Raw genomic sequence first — 16,813 nt, forward strand, 5'->3', positions numbered from 1 at the left:
CTGGCCGGGTCAACCCGGCCAGCGCATCACCAGATAGACGAGCGGTGCGCATACCAGCAGGAACGGTATCGACACCATGTGCAGCCGCCGCATACCGTGCGGCTGCTTCGCCAGGCGCAAGGCAATCAGATTGGCCAGCGACCCGATGGCCACGCCGAAGCCGCCGACATTGACCGCCACGGCCAGCGCCATGGGATCGGGTGCGTGGCGCAACAGCAGCACGGTGGCCGGCACATTGCTGATGACCTGCGATGCAAGAATGCCGCTTGCATAGAGCGTGAGTGGATTTTCCAGATTGATGCTCGCCAGCGCGCGCTGTACCGACGCCAGTTCGGCGAAATGGCCCAGGCCCAGGAAGATCGCAGCGAAGGTCACCAGCAGCAGCCAATCGATGCGGCGCAGCGTGCCGAACTCCAGCAAGGCAAAAGGCACAATGAGCAGCAGTGCGCCGAGCACGGCATGGTTGTGTTCCATCATCGCGACCATGCTGACCAAGGCGAGCACCGACAGGATGGCCTGGGAGCTCGACACCGGATGGCCATCGATATCCTCTGCGTGCAGAATCACGCGGCCGCGCGGCATCCACACCAGCGTCAGCAACAGCACGAGTACAAACATCACGCCGAACGCCGGCAGCATCGCGCGCATGAACTCAAGCAAGGGCAGGTGGGTGTACTGCCAAAGCAAGAGGTTCTGCGGATTGCCGATGGGGCTGAGCGTGGAGCCTGCATTCACGGCGAGCGCTTCGAGCACCACCGTGCGCATCACCGGCAGGTTCGAGATGCTGCCGATCGCCAGAGTCAGCGGCACCAGCAAAAACAGGCTCACGTCGTTGGTAAGCACCATCGACAGCAAGGCCGTGGTGCTCACCAGCAACACCCCCAGGCCGCGCAGCGAGTGCACCCGCTCGATCAGAGCCGCCGCCGCGTGCTGCACCAGCCCGCTGTCGCGGATGCCCTGGATGCAGATCATCAGGCCCAGCAGGCCGGCCAGCGTGGGCAGTTGCAGYCAGCGCTGATAGTTGGCCAAGGGACGTGGATCGATGATGGCAAGCACGATCGCCAGCAGCGCAAAGGCGATCAGCAGGCGTTCGTGCCCGAGACGTTTGATCCAGCCTGGCACTCAGCTTTCCCTTAGCAAACGCATCGGCGAGGTGCGACTGACGCGCGCCGTACCGGCCAGTCCCAGCAGCATCACCACGACGGCCGCCACTAGGGCGGCCAGCAGCAGCGAGCCCAGCGGTGGCACGAAGTGCTCGATGTGGAAGATCGCATGGCCAAGCCACAGCCCGGTGCCCGCGGCGCCGAATGCCGCGGTGAGTCCGGCCACCAGGCCGAGCAGGGCAAACTCGCACGCGGCCGCCATGCGCAGCTGCGTGCGGCGCGCGCCCAGGGTGCGCAGCAAGGCCGCTTCATGGCGGCGCTCCTGCGCGCTGGACGCAAGCGCGGCAGCGAGTACCAGCGCACCGGCGAGCAGGCTGAAGCCCAGCACCCAGCGGACTGCGCCGCTCACCTGATTCACGATCTCTCGCACGCGATCGAGCATCGCATCCACGTCGATCAGGCTGAGGTTGCTGTAATCGCGCGACAGCTGCGCCAGCGATTCCGCATGGCCACGCGGCAGGTAGAAGCTGGCGATCCAGGTGTGCGGCAGGGACGCTGCATGCGCGGGATCGAACACCAGGAAGAAATTCACCCGGAACGAGGTCCAGTCCACCTTGCGGATGCTGCCCACGCGCGCATCGATGCTCCCTTCGCCCACGTTGAAACGCATCATGTCGCCGACCTTCAGGCCATACATGTCGCGCCACATGGTGTCGATGGACACCTCGGCCTGCGCGGGATGATCGCCATGCCACTGGCCGGCAATCACTTCATTGCTCGGCGGCAGGTCGGCGGCCCATGACAGGCGAAGCTGGCGGTCGGACCAGTCCTTGGCGCGCTCGTCCTTGAAGTGCAACTGGTCGATCGGCTGGCCATTGATCGCGGTGAGCTTGCCCACCGCGAGCGGCAACATGTTGAGCCGCTCGCCGCCGATGCGCGCCAGCGCCTGTTGGAAGCCCTCGCGCTGATCGTCCTGGAGATTGAGCACGAACCAGTTGGGTGTGTCAGCCGGCAATTCGCGACGCCAGCCTTCGAGCAGTGCCGGCGCCACGATGGCCAGCAACAATAGCGCGACGAGACCCAGGCTCAGCGCCGTCGCCTGCAACAGGCTCATGCCGCGACGTCGGGCCAGTGCGGCCAGGCCCAGCCGCAAGGCAGGATGCGCACCGGGCGCCACGCGACGGGCAACCCACAGCAGCAAGGCCGAAAGCAGGGCAGCAACCACGGCCACGCCCAGCAGGCTGACCGCAAGAATGCCCGCGAGCTTGGCCGAGCCGCTCTGGCTCCAGATCAGCAGCAATGCCACCAAGGCCGGCACCAGATACAGCGCATCGAAACGCCGCACGCGGCGCGCCGCGCTTTCGCGGAACACGGCGACCGGCGGTACCTCGGCGAGTCGTGCCAGCGGGGGCAAGGCAAATCCGGCGAGTACGGCCAGGCCCATCACCGCCGCGGCCACCGCAGGTCCCAGGGGCAGCGTGGTCGGAATGGCGGAAAACAGCTGGCTGGCAAAACTCCAGGTGATCTGCGCCAGGCCAAGCGCGAGCAGGCCGCCCACGATCACCGAGGGCACGGCGAGCAGGCCGAGCGTTCCGATCAGCAGGCCCAGCACCTGTCTCCGTGGCGTGCCGAGCGCGCGCAGCAGGGCCACTTCGTTGGTCTTGCGGCGCGCATAGCGCTGTGCGGCGAGGGCGATCGCCACACCGGCCAGCAATGCGGACAGCAATGCCGTGAGGCGCAGGAAGGCGCTGGCGCGGTCGAACGCGCTGCGCATGCGCTCCTGCGTCTGCTCCGGTGTGATCAGCTCCGCGCCCTGCGGCAGGGATTGTGCCTGCACCCACGAGCGCCAGTCCTGCACCGGCGAGGGCTGCCCGGCGACCAGCAGGCGGTGACGCGCGCGGCTGCCCACGGCGAGCAGGCCGGCTTGTTCCGCATCACCGATGTTCATCAGGGCGCGCGGTGCCATGGCGACCAGTTCGCCGCCATCTGGCAGGCGCACCAATTCCGCGGCAATGCGCAGGTCGCGCCCGCCCAACTGCACGCTGTCGCCCACCTTCAGGCCGAGCGCGACCAGGGCGCGATGATCGAAATAAACCGTGCCCGCCGCCGGCCCGTGACCGGCCACGGTGCCGCCGGACCCTTGCGACAGTTCCATCGTGCCGCGCAGCGGATAAGCGCTGTCGGTGGCGAGCACGTCGAGCAGCTGGCTTTGCTCATGCGCGAACGCGACGCTGGGAAAGCTGGCGCCACGGGTGGCCTGCAGGCCGCGCTCGCGCGCCTGCTCCGCATAGTTTGCCGGGAGCGCCTGAGGCGCGCTGATGCCGACGTCGCCACCGATCAGTTCCGCTGCGCTGGCCAGTACGCCACGTTCCATGCGTGCGGCCAGCGTGGCGACTACGCCCAACGCGACCACGGCCAGCACCAGCGATGCGCCCAGGGTGCGCAGCTCGGGCAAATGCCATTCGCGACGCAGGCTGCGCAGGGAGAGTGTGAGCAGCCTCATGCGTACTGACCCCTCATGGCGCCACCGCGGCTGGCGCGCGTGGCGTCACCAAAACGCGACCGCTGTCCAGCGTCACCTGGCGCGAGCAACGGGCGGCGAGCTTGGGATCGTGCGTGACCAGCACCAGGGTGGTCTGGTGATCGTGGTTGAGCGAGAACAGCAGATCGCAGACGTGTTGCCCGGTGCGTTGATCGAGATTGCCGGTGGGTTCATCGGCAAACAACAGGCGCGGGCTGTTCACGAAGGCGCGTGCGATCGCCACGCGTTGCTGTTCGCCGCCCGAGAGCTGGGCCGGATAGTGACGCCGGCGGGCGCTCAACTCGACGGYCTCCAGCGCTTCGCGGGCGCGGGCGCGGGCGTCGTCGCGTCCTTCCAGCTCCAGCGGCAGCATCACGTTTTCTTCGGCGGTCAGCGCGGGCAACAGGTGGAACGACTGGAACACGAAGCCGACCAGCCGGCGGCGGATATCCGCGCGGGCTTCTTCATCCATGCGCTCGAGCGCATGACCGTCGAGCGCGATCTGGCCGCTCGATGCCGTATCCAGGCCGGCCAACAGGCCGAGCAGGGTGGTCTTGCCCGAGCCCGAGGCGCCGACGATGGCAAAGCTCTCGCCTTCGCGTACCTGCAGCGACACACCGGTGAGGATATCGAGGCGGCCCTCAGGGCCTTGCACCGACTTGCTAACATCGATCGCGTCCAGCAGGACACCCTTGGAGTCCGTTGATGGACTCTTGGATAAAGCGGAGGCATTACCACTCATGCGTCGTTTCCTATGTTGCCTGGTCGTGCTGTGGGGTGCCGTCGTCGGCACCGCCCAGGCGGCCCCGCCGAAAACCGTACTCGTGCTGGGCGACTCGCTGTCCGCTGCACACAACATTCCGGTCGAGGCCGGCTGGGTCCATTTGCTCGGCGACCGTCTCACCAAGATGGAGCCGGGTTGGACCGTGGTCAATGCCAGCATCAGTGGCGAAACGTCATTGAGTGGTCGAAATCGTCTTGCCGCTTTGCTGGAGAAGACCAAGCCCGCGGTGCTGGTGATCGAGCTTGGCGCCAATGACGGCCTGCGCGGCCTGCCGCTGGCCCAGCTCAGGGACAACCTCGCGGCCATGATCGAGGCCGGCCAGCAGGCGCATGCGCGCGTGCTCCTGCTGGGCATCGAGCTGCCGGTGAACTACGGCCCGCAATACCGCAACGGCCTGCGCGCCATCTACGCGGAGCTGGCCAAGACCAAAAGCACGGCCCTGGTGCCGTTCCTGCTCGACGGCGTGGCGCTCAAGCCCGAGCTGATGCAGGACGACGGGCTGCATCCGGTGGCGGCCGGCGAGCCGATGGTGCTCGACAACGTGTGGAAGGGACTGGCGCCACTGTTGCGTTAGCGTGAGGATAATCACAACCGCGTGTGAACCGGGGCCCTGTTCTTTCACGTGACCCTCACGACGCCGGTCGTTAGCTGTTCACCTTTGTGAAATCAGCTTCAGGAGGTACGGATGAGCTCGCGCGACGAACAAGCAGGACTAATCCTTCTGGTCGAAGACAACCGCCAGATCGCTGAAATGGTCGGCGAATTTCTCGAGCGGCGCGGCTATTCGGTGGACTATGCCGCCGATGGCGTCAGCGGTCTTCATCTGGCCGTCTCCAACAGCTATGACGTGGTCGTCCTCGACCTGATGTTGCCGGGCATGGACGGCCTGGACGTATGCCGCAAGCTGCGCCGCGATGCCAAKAAGTCCACGCCGGTGCTGATGCTGACCGCGCGCGACACGCTGGAAGACAAGCTCGTCGGTCTTGAGGCCGGCGCCGATGATTACCTGGTGAAGCCCTTCGAGGTACGCGAACTGGAAGCACGCCTGCGTGCACTCATTCGCCGTGACCGTCGCCAGGTCTCCACCGAAATCCTCACCGTGGGCGACATGACGCTCGATACCGCCACGTTGCGACTCGTGCGCGGCGGGCAGGAGCTCACCGTGTCGCCGATCGGCCTGAAGCTATTGGCCATCCTGATGCGCGAATCGCCGCGCGTGGTCAGCCGGCGCGACATCGAGCGCGAGATCTGGGGCGATACGCTGCCCGATTCGGACACCCTGCGTTCCCATCTCTACAACCTGCGCCGCGTCATCGACAAACCCTTTGACCGCCCCCTGCTGCACACCATCCACTCCGCTGGATATCGCCTTGCCGATCTCGAGTCGGAGGTGGCATCTGCCTCGCAGCCGGCATGATCGCGCAAGCATGAGTTGATTATGGCCAGCAGGGGTAGTGCACAGCCCGCGCGGGCGTTCCGCCGCGGGCTGTATCATCGACGCATGGCGATCATATTTGGCTTGCAACTGCTGGCCATCGTGATCGTTTGCCTGATGGGCTTGTACAACGTCGCTCCGGTGAGCGCGGTGCTGGTGCTCATCGTGATCATCAGTGCGCTCTCCTGGTTTGCGGCACGACGCCAGTGGGCGCCGGTGAGTCGACTTGCCCAGGCCGTCAGTGACTGGGACGAACAATCCACCGGCCTCGATGGCTGGCGTCCGGACCAATTGCCACGACGCACCGACGCCGACGTGGCCACGCTGGCCAGCAGCCTCTACGGATTTGYCAATCGCATTGCCGGCTACAACCAGCGCGAGCGAAATTTCACGCGCGATGCGAGCCACGAACTGCGCAGCCCGCTCACGGTGATCAAGATGTCCGCCGACATGCTCGCCGACGATGCGTCGCTGGGCGAATTCGGCCAGCGCTCGGTACAGCGCATCAAGCGTTCCACGCGCGAAATGGAAGCCCTGGTGGAGGCGCTGCTGATTCTTGCCCGCGAGTCGGACAACGGATTGACCGAGGAAGATTTCGTCGTCAACGACGTGATCCGCCACGAGTTGCCCGACGTGATGGAGATGCTGGAAGGACGTCCCATCAGCATCGAACTCGAAGAGCCGGCGCGCTTCGTGTTGCACGGTTCGCCGCGTGTGTTTGCGGTGTTGTGCTGGCAGCTCATCCGCAATGCCTGCCAGCAGGCGGAAGGTGGCACGGTGGTGATTGCCGTGTTGCCGGGTGTAGTGACGGTGTCGCATCGCGGCGAGCCCTTGCCCTCGCAGGGCGCGAACCGGCATGGTTTCGAACTGGCCATCGCGCAGCGCATCAGCGAGCGCTTCCATTGGCCGCTGGAATTGCAGACCCGCGAAGGGCATCGTCACATCGCGCGCATCCGTTTTCCGGAATCGACGCCGGTGACGGCGTAACCCACGCGAGGTATCGCGGCCCGCCGGGGCTTGCCGGCAGGCCGCTTGGATAGCGCTTACTGCTTCAGCGACGCGTTCACCGTGAAGTCGCAACCCGTCTTCGCCTTCACGTCTTCCAGCGTGACGCCATCATGCAGTTCGATCAGCGTGATGCCCTTGCCCTTTTCCACCGAGAACACGCACAAGTCGGTGATGATCAGGTCCACGCATTCCTTGCCGGTGATGGGCAGGTCGCACTGGTTCTTGATCTTGGGCGTGCCGTCTTTGGCGGTGTGTTCCATCAGCACCACCACGCGCTTCACACCGCTGACCAGATCCATCGCGCCGCCCGGTCCCTTCACCATCTTGCCCGGCACCATCCAGTTGGCGATATCGCCGGTGCACGACACCTCCAGGCCGCCGAGGATGGACAGATCCACATGGCCGCCGCGGATCATCGCGAACGACTCGGCGCTGGAGAAGAAGCTCGAGCCGGGCAGGGCGGTGATGGTCTGCTTGCCGGCGTTGATCAGATCGGGATCGACATGGGCATCGTCCGGGAACGGGCCGATGCCGAGCAGGCCGTTTTCCGACTGCAACGTGACGTCCATGCCCGGCGGAATGTAATTGGCCACCAGSGTCGGSAKGCCGATGCCCAGGTTCACGTAGAAGCCGTCCTGCAATTYCTTCGCGGCGCGCTGCGCCATCGCGGTGCGGATCGGGCTTTCCTTGCCGGTGTTGGCGCCGGCGATGGTGCGGAACTCGATGCGCTTCTCGTACGACGGCCCCTGGATGACGCGGTCGACGTAGATGCCCGGCACATGCACATTGTTCGGATCGAGCGTGCCCACTTCGACCAGTTCTTCGACCTCGGCCACGCAGACCTTGCCGCAGGTGGCGATCATCGGATTGAAGTTGCGCGCGGTCTCGCGGAACACCAGGTTGCCCAGGCGATCGCCCTTCCACGCTTTGACGATCGACACGTCGGCGTGGATGGCTTCCTCCAGCACGTATTCCTTGCCGTCGAACACCTTGGTCTCTTTGCCTTCGGCCAGCTTGGTGCCGAACGCGGTGCGCGTGTAGAAGCCCGGGATGCCCGMGCCGCCKGCGCGCAGCTTCTCGGCCAGSGTGCCTTGCGGCACCAGGTGCAATTCCAGTTCGCCGGCCAGCACCTGGCGCTCGAATTCCTTGTTCTCGCCTACGTAGGAGGCATATACGCGCTTGACCTGGCGGGTCTTGAGCAGCGGACCCATGCCGAAGTCATCCACACCGGCATTGTTGCCGACGATGGTGAGTCCCTTGGTGCCGGCGGCCAGCAGCGCGCCGATCAGGTTTTCGGGAATGCCGCACAAGCCGAAGCCGCCGGCGGCGATCGTCATGTCGTCGAACAGCAGGCCGTCGAGGGCTTGCGCTGCGCTTGCATAAACCTTGTCCATTGCGATGCCTTCTTGCAGGGGAGAGCCAGTTGCCAAGGATACGACGGATTGGTGACCGACCATGCCGGACGAAGGTCGCTGGTCGCCACGAATGGCTCAACGGCGCCATCGACGGTGCTTTCTTCGGCGCCGGCGACATTCGCGTTCCCCCGTTTTCAAAGCCGCAACCATCCGGATGAGCATGGTGAGGTGGCTGGCTATACTCCATGCCAACGAGGTGGGGAGTGTCGTCCGTGAAGTTCAGCCGTCTTATCGTCGCCGTCGCGGCGCTGGGCATCGTGTCCACGAGCCAGGCGGCCTCGCCGGTGTTGGTGATCCATGGCGGCGCCGGCGTCATCAAGCGCGAGATGAGCCCGGCCAGGGAAAAGGCCATACGCGCGGCGCTGACGCAGGCGCTGCAAAGCGGTTACACCCAACTGAAAGCGGGCAAGACGGCGGTGGATGCCGTATCGGCGGCCATCACCGTGCTGGAAGACGACCCCAATTTCAACGCAGGCAAGGGTTCGGTCTTCACCCACGACGGCAAGAATGAAATGGACGCCGCCATCATGAACGGTTTCACGCTTGAGGCCGGCTCCGTCGCAGGCGTGCATCGGGTGAAGAACCCCATCTTATTGGCACGCGCGGTGATGGAAAAATCYCAGCACGTGATGATGGTGGGCGATGGTGCCGAGGAATTCGCCAAGCAGGTCGGCATCACCTTGGTTGACCCAGCCTACTTCCGCACGGAAGAACGCTGGCAGCAGTTGCAGAAGGCGCTCAAGGAAGACGCCAACGACGAGAAGCATTCGGACGTGGAGACGGCCAAACACTTCGGCACGGTCGGTGCGGTGGCACTGGATGCGCAAGGCCATCTGGCCGCCGGTACCTCCACGGGCGGTATGACGGACAAGCGCTGGGGCCGCGTCGGCGACTCGCCGATCATCGGCGCCGGCACCTATGCCAACTCCGGCTGCGCAGTGTCCGGCACCGGCTGGGGCGAGTACTACATCCGCACCGTGGCCGCACACGAGATCTGCATGCGGGTGACGCAGATGCGCGTGCCGCTGCGCCGCGCGGCGGCCGAGGTGATCAATCAGGAAATTCCGTCGATGGGCGGCAATGGCGGCGCCATTGCGCTGGATGCGAAAGGCACGGTCACCATGCCGTTCAATACCGACGGCATGTACCGCGGCTGGATTGGCGCCGACGGCGTGCCGCACGTGGCGATCTATGGCGATGAGGATGATGGTGCGGCCGATCCGTTGCCTGCGCCTGTCGGTTCATCGTCGCAGCCGTAACGTTCGCCTTTCGCAACACAGGCGGCATGACGTCGCCGCCTGCATCTCTCAAGTACTTACTCTTCGTTGTCCGGCCGCTCGCGCACCGGATGCTTGCTCAGCTTGCGCTGCAGCGTGCGGCGGTGCATGCCCAGGCGACGCGCCGTTTCGGAGATATTGCCGTCGCACTCAGTGAGTACGCGCTGGATGTGTTCCCACTCCAGGCGACGCAGGGCCAGCGGCGCTTCCGGTGCGTCGATGACGTCGTCTTCGCTGGCGGTGGTGTCACCGTCGAGCAGGGCGCGCACTACGGCGTCAGCGTCGACCGGCTTGGCCAGGTAGTCGTGTGCGCCGCGCTTGATCGCTTCCACGGCGGTGGCAATGGATGCGTAACCGGTCAACAGCAGCACGCGGATTTCCGGTACCAACGCCTGCAGTTCGGGAATCAGGCGCAGGCCGTTTTCTTCACCCAGTTTCAGGTCGAGCACGCAGTAGCGGGGCTGGTGGCGGCGGGTGAGCGCGCGGGCTTCGTCGGCGTTGCTGGCGGTGATCACTTCGAAGCCGCGTGAACTGAGCGCGCGCGCCAGGACGCGGGCAAATGTGGCGTCGTCATCGACAATCAGTAGTTGCTGGTCACTCATCTTGCTCTCCTCGGCGCAGTGCCGATGCGTGCATTTTCGCCGCTGCGACAAGGCATTCACATGTGGCCATCTGCCACTGTGGCTATCCGCCGCAGCCGATTATGGCGCGGCAATCACCGCCAGCGGCAGGCGCAGGCGCATCTGGGCGCCGTGCCCGGTATTGAGTGCGATCAGCTCGCCGGCCAGGCGTTCGGCGGTGGCTTCGGCCAGGGCGAGGCCGATGCCCAGTCCGCTCTGTTTGTGCGAGCGGCCCAGTTCGGACAATTCGCCGGTGGGATCGGCAAAGCCCGGGCCATGGTCGGCCACGATCAGCTCCAGCCAGCCGTCATCGCGGCGCACGGTGAGGGCGACGGCCTGGGATTGGTTGATCGCTGATGCGTCCGCTGCGTTGTTCAGCAGGTTGAGCAGGGCGTGGCGCAGGCCAGGCGGCGTACGCAGCACGGTGCGCGCGGCCTCCTGATCCAGGGCCAGGGCCAGGTCGGCTTCCGGCCGCAGCAGCTGGAAGCGTTCCAGGCAGCCATGGATGAACTTGTCGACGGTGAGTGGCTCGGGCTCTTGCGACAGCTGCGCCTTGCCGAACGCCACCATCTCGCGAAGGATGGTGCGGCAGCGATCCACCTGGCCTTCGAGCAGTTCGAGATCCTCGGCGAGTGCTGTGTCGCCGGCATGCTCGCGGCGAAGTTCGGGCAGCAGCGTGCGCATGGTCGACAGCGGCGTATTGAGTTCGTGCGCGGCGCCGGCGGCCTGGGTGGCGATGGCGAGGATACCTTCGTCGCGCAGCGCGCGTTCGCGGACCTTCTGCATCTCCAGTTGCTGCAGCCGTGCAGCGCGGGCCAGACGGTTGATGAAGAAGCCCAGCAGCACGGCCATGATTACGAAGTTCACGCCCATGCCGAGCACGTGCAGCGAGAAGCCGCTGGTGGAGTGCATGGGTACGGGCAGCGGCACATACCAGGACAGCAGCACCGCATAAGCCGCGCCGACCAGTGCCGCCACTACAAGCACTGCGTTGACGGTCAGCGCCGCCGCGCTCAGCGCGATCGGGATCAGCAGCAGGGTGATGAACGGGTTGCTCGCGCCGCCGGTGAAATGCAGCAAGTAACCGAGCACCAGGGTATCCACGCCCACGTGCACGATGGTTTCCCACTGCCGGATGGGCCAGGGCTGGGTGAGGCGCCAGGCGGCGAACATGGCGAACACCGCCAGCAGCCCGATGCCCACCATCAGCGGAAGCAGCGGGATATCCATGTGCATCCACAGCGCGCACACCAGCACGGCGGTGCTCTGGCCGGCAATGGCGCAGATGCGCAGCCAGGCGAGGCTGCGGAACAGGGTGCGGGGGCCGATGCGTTGCTGGGTGGAGGCGCGTTTCATGCCGGCGATGTTAGCCGGTTTGGGCCATCCGCCCGGCGTAGGTGCGGGCCGCTGCGTCACTTTGCGCCTGGCGGCCGCCCATAAAAACTCGCCCCGGCGAGCGGGGCGAGTGGGTTCGATCAGACTTCTTCGCTGTGCACGGCCGGCAGCGGCGTATGCACTTCAGCGTGGCTGCGCGAAAGCTTGTTCATCAGCGGCAGCATGACCACGGCGATCACCGTGCAGGCGATGCCGACGAAGCCGAGCTTGTTGAACAGGCTGACGTAGATGTTCAGCGACTCGACCGGACTGCTGATGTTCTCGGGCATCGCGGCGATATTGGCCACCACGCTGCCGAGGTACTGCGAAATACCCACGGCCACGTAGTAGGCACCCATCATGAAGCCGCCCATGCGCGCCGGCACGTAGCGGGCAATCATGGCCAGGCCCAGGCCGCTCACCAGCAGCTCGCCCAGCGAGTAGAAGCCGTAGCCCCAGACCATCGTCCACGACGACACCTGGCCGGCGACGGCGCTCATGGCACCGATGCCGTACATGAAGAAACCGATGGCCACCGCGGCAAAGCCAAGCGCGAACTTGAACGCCACCGACGGATCCTTGCCCACACGGCCCAGGCCGTTGTAGATCGCCACCAGCACCGGACTCAGCAGCACGATCCAGATCGCGTTGAGGTTCTGGTATTGCTCGGGAATCCAGTTGAAGACATGGACACCGAACACGTCGAACGAGAGGTTCACGTTCTTCTGCGCGAACAGGTTCAGCGAGGTCGCCATCTGCGCGTAGAAGATGAAGAAGAATATCGTCTGCACGGTGAGCACCAGGGCGGCAATCAAGCCCGCGCGCTCACCCTTGCCGGCGTTGCGGATCAGGTGCACGAAGATGCCCAGGATCACGATGCCCGCGAGGTACACGCAGATCTTGGCGGCGAGCAGGCTCTGCAGGATGAAAGCCGCCACCACCACCAGCACCAGCGACGCAGCGACCAGCGCAAACACGCGCTTGAGCTGCACCGGCTGTTCATCCGGGGGCGAGCCGATGTGGGCCAGCGTGCGATGCATCAGCGAGTAATTGATCAGGCCAAGCACCAGGCCCACGGCGCAGGCGCCGAACGCGGTATGCCAGCCCATGGCGTCGCCGTAGTGCGCGCCCACGTAGTCGCGGATCCAGGGCGTGGCCGTCATCGAAACCATCGAGCCGACGTTCACTGCCATGTAGTAGATGGTGAACGCGCTATCGATGCGGACGTCGTCGCCCTCGTAGATCTTGCGCACGAGGTTGCCGGCGTTGGGCTTGAAGAAGCCGTTGCCGACAATGATCACGCCCAGCGACACATAGGTGAGCGTTGGATCGTTGGAAGGAATCCACAGCATCGCGTAGCCCAGTGCGAGCACGACCGCGCCGGTGACCATGGTGCGACGGGTGCCGATGAGCTTGTCGCCGACCCAGCCGCCGATGGCGGGCGTGGCGTAGATCAAGGCAGCGGCCGCGCCCCATACGAGATTGGCCTTGGTATCGATGAAGCCGAGCTTCTTCATCATGTAGGTGACCATCAACACCTGCATGCCGTAGAAGCCGAAGCGCTCCCACATCTCGATCAGGAACACGGTGCTGAACGAGCGGGTCTGCGAGACCGGTGGATTCTGGATTGCCATTCAATTGTCCGTACTGCGTTTCTAACAACGGCCGCGCGGGGCGACCGGCTCGCGTAACCCCTGACGGGGTCACAAAGTGGGGAAGCGTAACCCAACATTCATTCAGTTGACGTTGCACTGCCGCATGCAGAAACCTGCGGTCTGCCCGCCTGCGGGGGGATATGGCAAAATCGAGGTCTTATGCCCGTCGAGCACGGGCGCGGCTGCGCCGCAATCTCACAGAGGACGACACCATGGCCGCTACCGGCTTCCGCGGGCCCCGGCAAATCTGGAACGCCTTCAAGTGGTCCATGAAAGGACTGCAAGCGGGCTGGCGCCACGAGGCCTCGTTCCGCATGGAGGTAGGCATCGCCGTGGTCCTGGTGCCGCTGGGCCTGTGGCTGGGCAATGGCCCGCTGGAAAAGATCGCCCTGATCCTGCCGCCGGTGCTGGTGCTGTCGGCCGAGCTGCTCAATTCGGCCGTAGAGGCGGTGGTGGACAAGGTCAGCCCCGAATTCCACGAGCTGGCCGGCCGCGCCAAGGACATGGGTTCAGCGGCGGTGTTCCTGCTGCTGACCATGACGGCGCTGAGCTGGGGTCTCATCCTGTGGCCACGCTGGGTCGGCTGATTTTTGCTGCCTGGGCCGGAATGACGGCGAGTGCGGTGGCCACGCCGGCGCGCTTCGGGACGGAATCTAAGACTCCGTAAGATTGCGCCGTCACATGCGGGATGCTGCAATGGGCCCTCCACCGGATTGGAGCACCCCCATGAAACTTCTTCGTGTCCTCGCCTTGCTGTTGGTCGCCGCCGGCCTCTCGGGCTGCGGATATAACGCCATCCAGCGCCAGGACGAGTCGGTGAAGGCGGCCTGGTCCGAAGTGCTCAACCAGTACCAGCGTCGCGCCGACCTGGTGCCCAACCTGGTCAATACGGTGAAGGGCTATGCCCAGCACGAAGAACGCGTGCTCACCGAGGTCACCAATGCGCGCGCCAAGGTGGGCAGCACGCAGCTGACCACCGACGATCTGAACAACCCCGAGAAGCTCAAGCAGTTCCAGGCGGCGCAGGGCGAGCTGTCCAGCGCGCTGTCGCGCCTGATGGTGGTCAGCGAGAACTATCCGAACCTCAAGGCGGACGGTTTGTTCCAGAACCTGCAGGCGCAGCTGGAAGGCACCGAGAATCGCATCACCGTGGCACGCAACCGCTACGTGAAAGAAGTGCAGGATTACAACTCGATGATCCGCACCTTCCCCAACAATCTCACGGCGAAGATGTTCGGCTACCAGGTCAAGGCGAACTTCTCGGTCGAGAACGAGAAGGCCATTTCCACGGCGCCGACGGTCGACTTCGGCAGCCCGGCGCCCGCTGGCTCGGCGCATTGACGTGATCGGGCGCATGGCGCGCCTGCTGCTCGCGCTGGCGGTGGCCTTGCTGCCGCCAGCGCTGCTGCATGCCGATGAAACCGTTCCCACGCTCACCCGGCATGTCACCGACCTCACCGGCACGCTGACGCCGCAGCAGGTCGATCAGCTCGATGCACAGCTGGTGTCGCTGGAAAAGACCAAGGGCGCGCAGCTGGTCGTGCTGATGGTGCCCACCACGCAGCCGCAGGACATCGCGGAATATTCACTGGCCGTGGCGGAAGCCAACAAGATCGGCCGCAAGGGCACGGACGACGGCCTGCTGTTGCTGGTGGCCAAGAACGATCGACGCGTGCGCATCGAAGTGGGCTATGGGCTGGAAGGCGCCGTGCCCGATGCGGCCACGGCGCGCATCATTCGCGAATACATCGCGCCAAAATTCCGCACCAATGATTATTTCGGCGGCATCCACGACGCCATGGGCGCGCTCACTCAGCTGGTCAATGGCGAGGCGCTGCCACCGCCGGTGGAGAGTGGCAATCGCGAGCGTCGTCGTGGCATCGATTTTGGCCACGTCTTGTTGATCGGCGCGTTCGCGGCGTTCTTCCTGCGCAGCGTCTTGGGTCGCACCACCGTCTGGTTGCGCACGCCCATAGGTGCTGCGATCACCGGCGGTCTGGTGTGGTTGCTGGCCGCATCGCTGGGCGCCGGCATTTTTGGAGCGCTTATCGGTGGCGTGCTGATGCTGCTGCCAGGGGGAGGAGGGCGCTCCATCGGTGGCGGCGGATGGGGCGGCTTTGGCGGCTTCGGCGGCGGCAGCGGAGGCGGCGGCTTCAGCGGAGGCRGCGGCAGTTTCGGCGGTGGTGGTTCATCGGGGAGCTGGTGACATGTCGCGCACACAACGTCTGCTGATGAATCTGTTCGACGGCTGGTTCCAGCTGCGCCAGCGCTTTCCCAAGAGCCTGCTCGACGAGATGGCCGGTGCGATCGCGCAGGGTGAGCGCGATCATCACGGCGAGGTGTGCTTTGCCATCGAATCGCGGCTGGCGCCCGGCGCGGTATTTGCCGGCATGACCGCAGAACACCGCGCACGGCAGGTGTTTGCGCAACTGCACGTATGGGATACCCAGCACAACAGCGGCGTGCTGATTTACATCCTCATGGCGGAGCACCGCGTGGTGATTCTTGCCGACCGCGGCGTGGCTGCCGTGGTCGCACCATCCGAATGGGATGCGATTCGCGATCACATGCTGGCGCGCTTCGCCCGCGGCGAGTGGCGGCCGGGTTGCCTGGACGGCATTGCCGAGGCGCATGCGTTGCTCGTGCGGCATTTTCCGGGCAATGACAAAGATGCGCCGGACGAATTGCCGGATAGGCCGGTATTGCTCTGATTGTTTGGAAGGCGGGTCGCGCACAAGTGCGCTCCTACACGGGCGCAGCGACCTTGTAGGAGCGAAGGCCCGCCTTTTCGAAGTGCCGCACTCTTTCGAGCTTAGAACTTCTGGTTGTACGACACGTACCAGTAACGGTCGATGTCGAACGCCGGGTTGTACGGCGCGCTGCCGGTACCCGAGGTGGTCACCGAGTAGTAGTACGGACCCTTCTTGTTGAAGATGTTGTTCACACCCACAGAGAACGTACCCTTCCACGGCGCGGTGTAGCGGAACTGTGCGTCGTTGAACGCGACCGAACCCTTCTGGCTCATGCCATAGGTGCCCCACCACGGATTGGTGTAATCCGGCGAGGAGCACTCGACAGTTGCGGTGTAGCAGCTGTCCTTGAGGCCGGCGTAGTAACGCACCGTCCAGCTGGCGCCGAACTGCTTGTAGTCCCAATCGACCTGCAGGTTCGAACGCAGACGGTACATGCCGTCTTCGCCCGTGCCGCCGGCGGTGCCGCCAGACATGAAGCCGACCAGATCCTGCGGCGTCGCGCCCGGACCGCTGACCACTTCGTACTTGGTCAGGTAGGTGCTGTCCGAAGCGATGCGGAAGCGGCCGAACGAGGTTTCCGGCAGACGGTAGTGGATACCGACGTCGTAGCCTTCGGTCTTGAGCGTGCCCAGGTTGGCCAGGCCTTCGTTAAGCGAGGAGATCGAGCCTGCTGCGAGGTTCGAGGTCGCCGTCGGCGTGCGCTGGAAGTTGTTGCAGAAGTTCTGGTCGCCGTTGATGTAGCAGTAGTCGACGATGTTCTGTGCAAGCACCGACGAGATGATGTTCTTCACGTAGATGTTGTAGTAGTCGACCGTGAAGTCCAGGCCTTCCACGTAGTGCGGGCTGTAGACCATGCCCAGCGTACGGG

The 16,813-nt window shown here is 64.9% G+C and carries 15 protein-coding genes and 1 pseudogene; 8 read left to right on the forward strand and 8 right to left on the reverse strand.

From position 1 onward, the window contains the following. Positions 1 to 9: 9 nt before the first annotated feature. The 3 genes from AC1DMG_RS08610 to AC1DMG_RS08620 are packed head-to-tail and all read right to left on the reverse strand — an operon-like array spanning position 10 to position 4,366. The gene (locus AC1DMG_RS08610) at positions 10 to 1,122 is read right to left on the reverse strand and encodes an SLC13 family permease (RefSeq protein WP_477180407.1); all 1,113 of its coding nucleotides are present in this window, start codon (positions 1,120 to 1,122) and stop codon (positions 10 to 12) included. Then, positions 1,123 to 3,606, reverse strand: a complete 2,484-nt coding sequence (locus AC1DMG_RS08615) for an ABC transporter permease (protein WP_477177950.1) — start codon at positions 3,604 to 3,606, stop codon at positions 1,123 to 1,125. A gap of 13 nt (positions 3,607 to 3,619) precedes the next feature. Then, positions 3,620 to 4,366, reverse strand: a complete 747-nt coding sequence (locus AC1DMG_RS08620) for an ABC transporter ATP-binding protein (RefSeq protein WP_477180408.1) — start codon at positions 4,364 to 4,366, stop codon at positions 3,620 to 3,622. On the opposite strand from AC1DMG_RS08620, the gene AC1DMG_RS08625 reads away from it, so the two are divergent. The 3 genes from AC1DMG_RS08625 to AC1DMG_RS08635 all read left to right on the forward strand — a co-directional run bounded on the left by AC1DMG_RS08625 (position 4,365) and on the right by AC1DMG_RS08635 (position 6,830). Beyond that, positions 4,365 to 4,982, forward strand: coding sequence for an arylesterase (locus tag AC1DMG_RS08625; RefSeq protein ID WP_477177951.1), 618 nt, complete (start codon positions 4,365 to 4,367; stop codon positions 4,980 to 4,982). The two genes, AC1DMG_RS08620 and AC1DMG_RS08625, sit on opposite strands and share 2 nt — an antisense overlap. 111 nt (positions 4,983 to 5,093) lie before the next feature. Further along, positions 5,094 to 5,825 carry a response regulator transcription factor gene (locus AC1DMG_RS08630; protein WP_477180409.1) on the forward strand — a complete coding sequence of 244 codons (732 nt, stop codon included), beginning with the start codon at positions 5,094 to 5,096 and terminating at the stop codon, positions 5,823 to 5,825. A gap of 84 nt (positions 5,826 to 5,909) precedes the next feature. Next, positions 5,910 to 6,830 carry a sensor histidine kinase gene (locus tag AC1DMG_RS08635; protein WP_477180410.1) on the forward strand — a complete coding sequence of 307 codons (921 nt, stop codon included), beginning with the start codon at positions 5,910 to 5,912 and terminating at the stop codon, positions 6,828 to 6,830. A 56-nt stretch (positions 6,831 to 6,886) separates the two neighbouring features. Here AC1DMG_RS08635 and AC1DMG_RS08640 read toward each other — a convergent pair whose 3' ends face one another. Beyond that, complete coding sequence (locus AC1DMG_RS08640; RefSeq protein WP_477180411.1) at positions 6,887 to 8,245, reverse strand: 3-oxoacid CoA-transferase; 1,359 nt, start codon at positions 8,243 to 8,245, stop codon at positions 6,887 to 6,889. A 233-nt stretch (positions 8,246 to 8,478) separates the two neighbouring features. Between AC1DMG_RS08640 and AC1DMG_RS08645 the strand changes: the two genes are divergently transcribed. Then, positions 8,479 to 9,525, forward strand: a complete 1,047-nt coding sequence (locus tag AC1DMG_RS08645) for an isoaspartyl peptidase/L-asparaginase family protein (protein WP_441602535.1) — start codon at positions 8,479 to 8,481, stop codon at positions 9,523 to 9,525. A 56-nt stretch (positions 9,526 to 9,581) separates the two neighbouring features. Here AC1DMG_RS08645 and AC1DMG_RS08650 read toward each other — a convergent pair whose 3' ends face one another. From AC1DMG_RS08650 to AC1DMG_RS08660, 3 genes are all read right to left on the reverse strand, one after another. After that, complete coding sequence (locus AC1DMG_RS08650) at positions 9,582 to 10,145, reverse strand: response regulator transcription factor (RefSeq protein ID WP_046970362.1); 564 nt, start codon at positions 10,143 to 10,145, stop codon at positions 9,582 to 9,584. Positions 10,146 to 10,244: 99 nt separating this feature from the next. Beyond that, the gene (locus AC1DMG_RS08655; protein WP_477177954.1) at positions 10,245 to 11,519 is read right to left on the reverse strand and encodes an ATP-binding protein; all 1,275 of its coding nucleotides are present in this window, start codon (positions 11,517 to 11,519) and stop codon (positions 10,245 to 10,247) included. Between the two features lie 119 nt (positions 11,520 to 11,638). Next, positions 11,639 to 13,171 (reverse strand): peptide MFS transporter, encoded by a 1,533-nt coding sequence (locus AC1DMG_RS08660; protein ID WP_441602537.1) that lies wholly within the window; start codon positions 13,169 to 13,171, stop codon positions 11,639 to 11,641. 233 nt (positions 13,172 to 13,404) lie between these two features. On the opposite strand from AC1DMG_RS08660, the gene AC1DMG_RS08665 reads away from it, so the two are divergent. The 4 genes from AC1DMG_RS08665 to AC1DMG_RS08680 all read left to right on the forward strand — a co-directional run bounded on the left by AC1DMG_RS08665 (position 13,405) and on the right by AC1DMG_RS08680 (position 15,903). Beyond that, the gene (locus AC1DMG_RS08665) at positions 13,405 to 13,779 is read left to right on the forward strand and encodes a diacylglycerol kinase (RefSeq protein WP_477177955.1); all 375 of its coding nucleotides are present in this window, start codon (positions 13,405 to 13,407) and stop codon (positions 13,777 to 13,779) included. Positions 13,780 to 13,918: 139 nt separating this feature from the next. Beyond that, positions 13,919 to 14,533: a LemA family protein gene (locus AC1DMG_RS08670; RefSeq protein WP_441602538.1), complete on the forward strand. Its 615-nt coding sequence runs from the start codon at positions 13,919 to 13,921 to the stop codon at positions 14,531 to 14,533. 13 nt (positions 14,534 to 14,546) lie between these two features. Beyond that, complete coding sequence (locus AC1DMG_RS08675; protein ID WP_477180412.1) at positions 14,547 to 15,398, forward strand: TPM domain-containing protein; 852 nt, start codon at positions 14,547 to 14,549, stop codon at positions 15,396 to 15,398. Position 15,399: 1 nt separating this feature from the next. Beyond that, positions 15,400 to 15,903: a TPM domain-containing protein gene (locus tag AC1DMG_RS08680; protein WP_477175366.1), complete on the forward strand. Its 504-nt coding sequence runs from the start codon at positions 15,400 to 15,402 to the stop codon at positions 15,901 to 15,903. Between the two features lie 101 nt (positions 15,904 to 16,004). Here AC1DMG_RS08680 and AC1DMG_RS08685 read toward each other — a convergent pair. Continuing rightward, positions 16,005 to 16,813 (reverse strand): annotated as a pseudogene (locus AC1DMG_RS08685) (TonB-dependent receptor); the annotation flags it as partial.

The sequence above is a fragment of the Dyella sp. 01N36 genome (assembly GCF_056399745.1).

Coding starts and splice junctions, on each gene's coding strand:
- AC1DMG_RS08615 (WP_477177950.1), bottom strand. CDS start 3,606: ATGAGGCTGCTCACACTCTCCCTGCGCAGCCTGCGTCGCGAATGGCAT.
- AC1DMG_RS08625 (WP_477177951.1), top strand. CDS start 4,365: ATGCGTCGTTTCCTATGTTGCCTGGTCGTGCTGTGGGGTGCCGTCGTC.
- AC1DMG_RS08650 (WP_046970362.1), bottom strand. CDS start 10,145: ATGAGTGACCAGCAACTACTGATTGTCGATGACGACGCCACATTTGCC.
- AC1DMG_RS08655 (WP_477177954.1), bottom strand. CDS start 11,519: ATGAAACGCGCCTCCACCCAGCAACGCATCGGCCCCCGCACCCTGTTC.
- AC1DMG_RS08660 (WP_441602537.1), bottom strand. CDS start 13,171: ATGGCAATCCAGAATCCACCGGTCTCGCAGACCCGCTCGTTCAGCACC.
- AC1DMG_RS08665 (WP_477177955.1), top strand. CDS start 13,405: ATGGCCGCTACCGGCTTCCGCGGGCCCCGGCAAATCTGGAACGCCTTC.
- AC1DMG_RS08670 (WP_441602538.1), top strand. CDS start 13,919: ATGAAACTTCTTCGTGTCCTCGCCTTGCTGTTGGTCGCCGCCGGCCTC.
- AC1DMG_RS08680 (WP_477175366.1), top strand. CDS start 15,400: ATGTCGCGCACACAACGTCTGCTGATGAATCTGTTCGACGGCTGGTTC.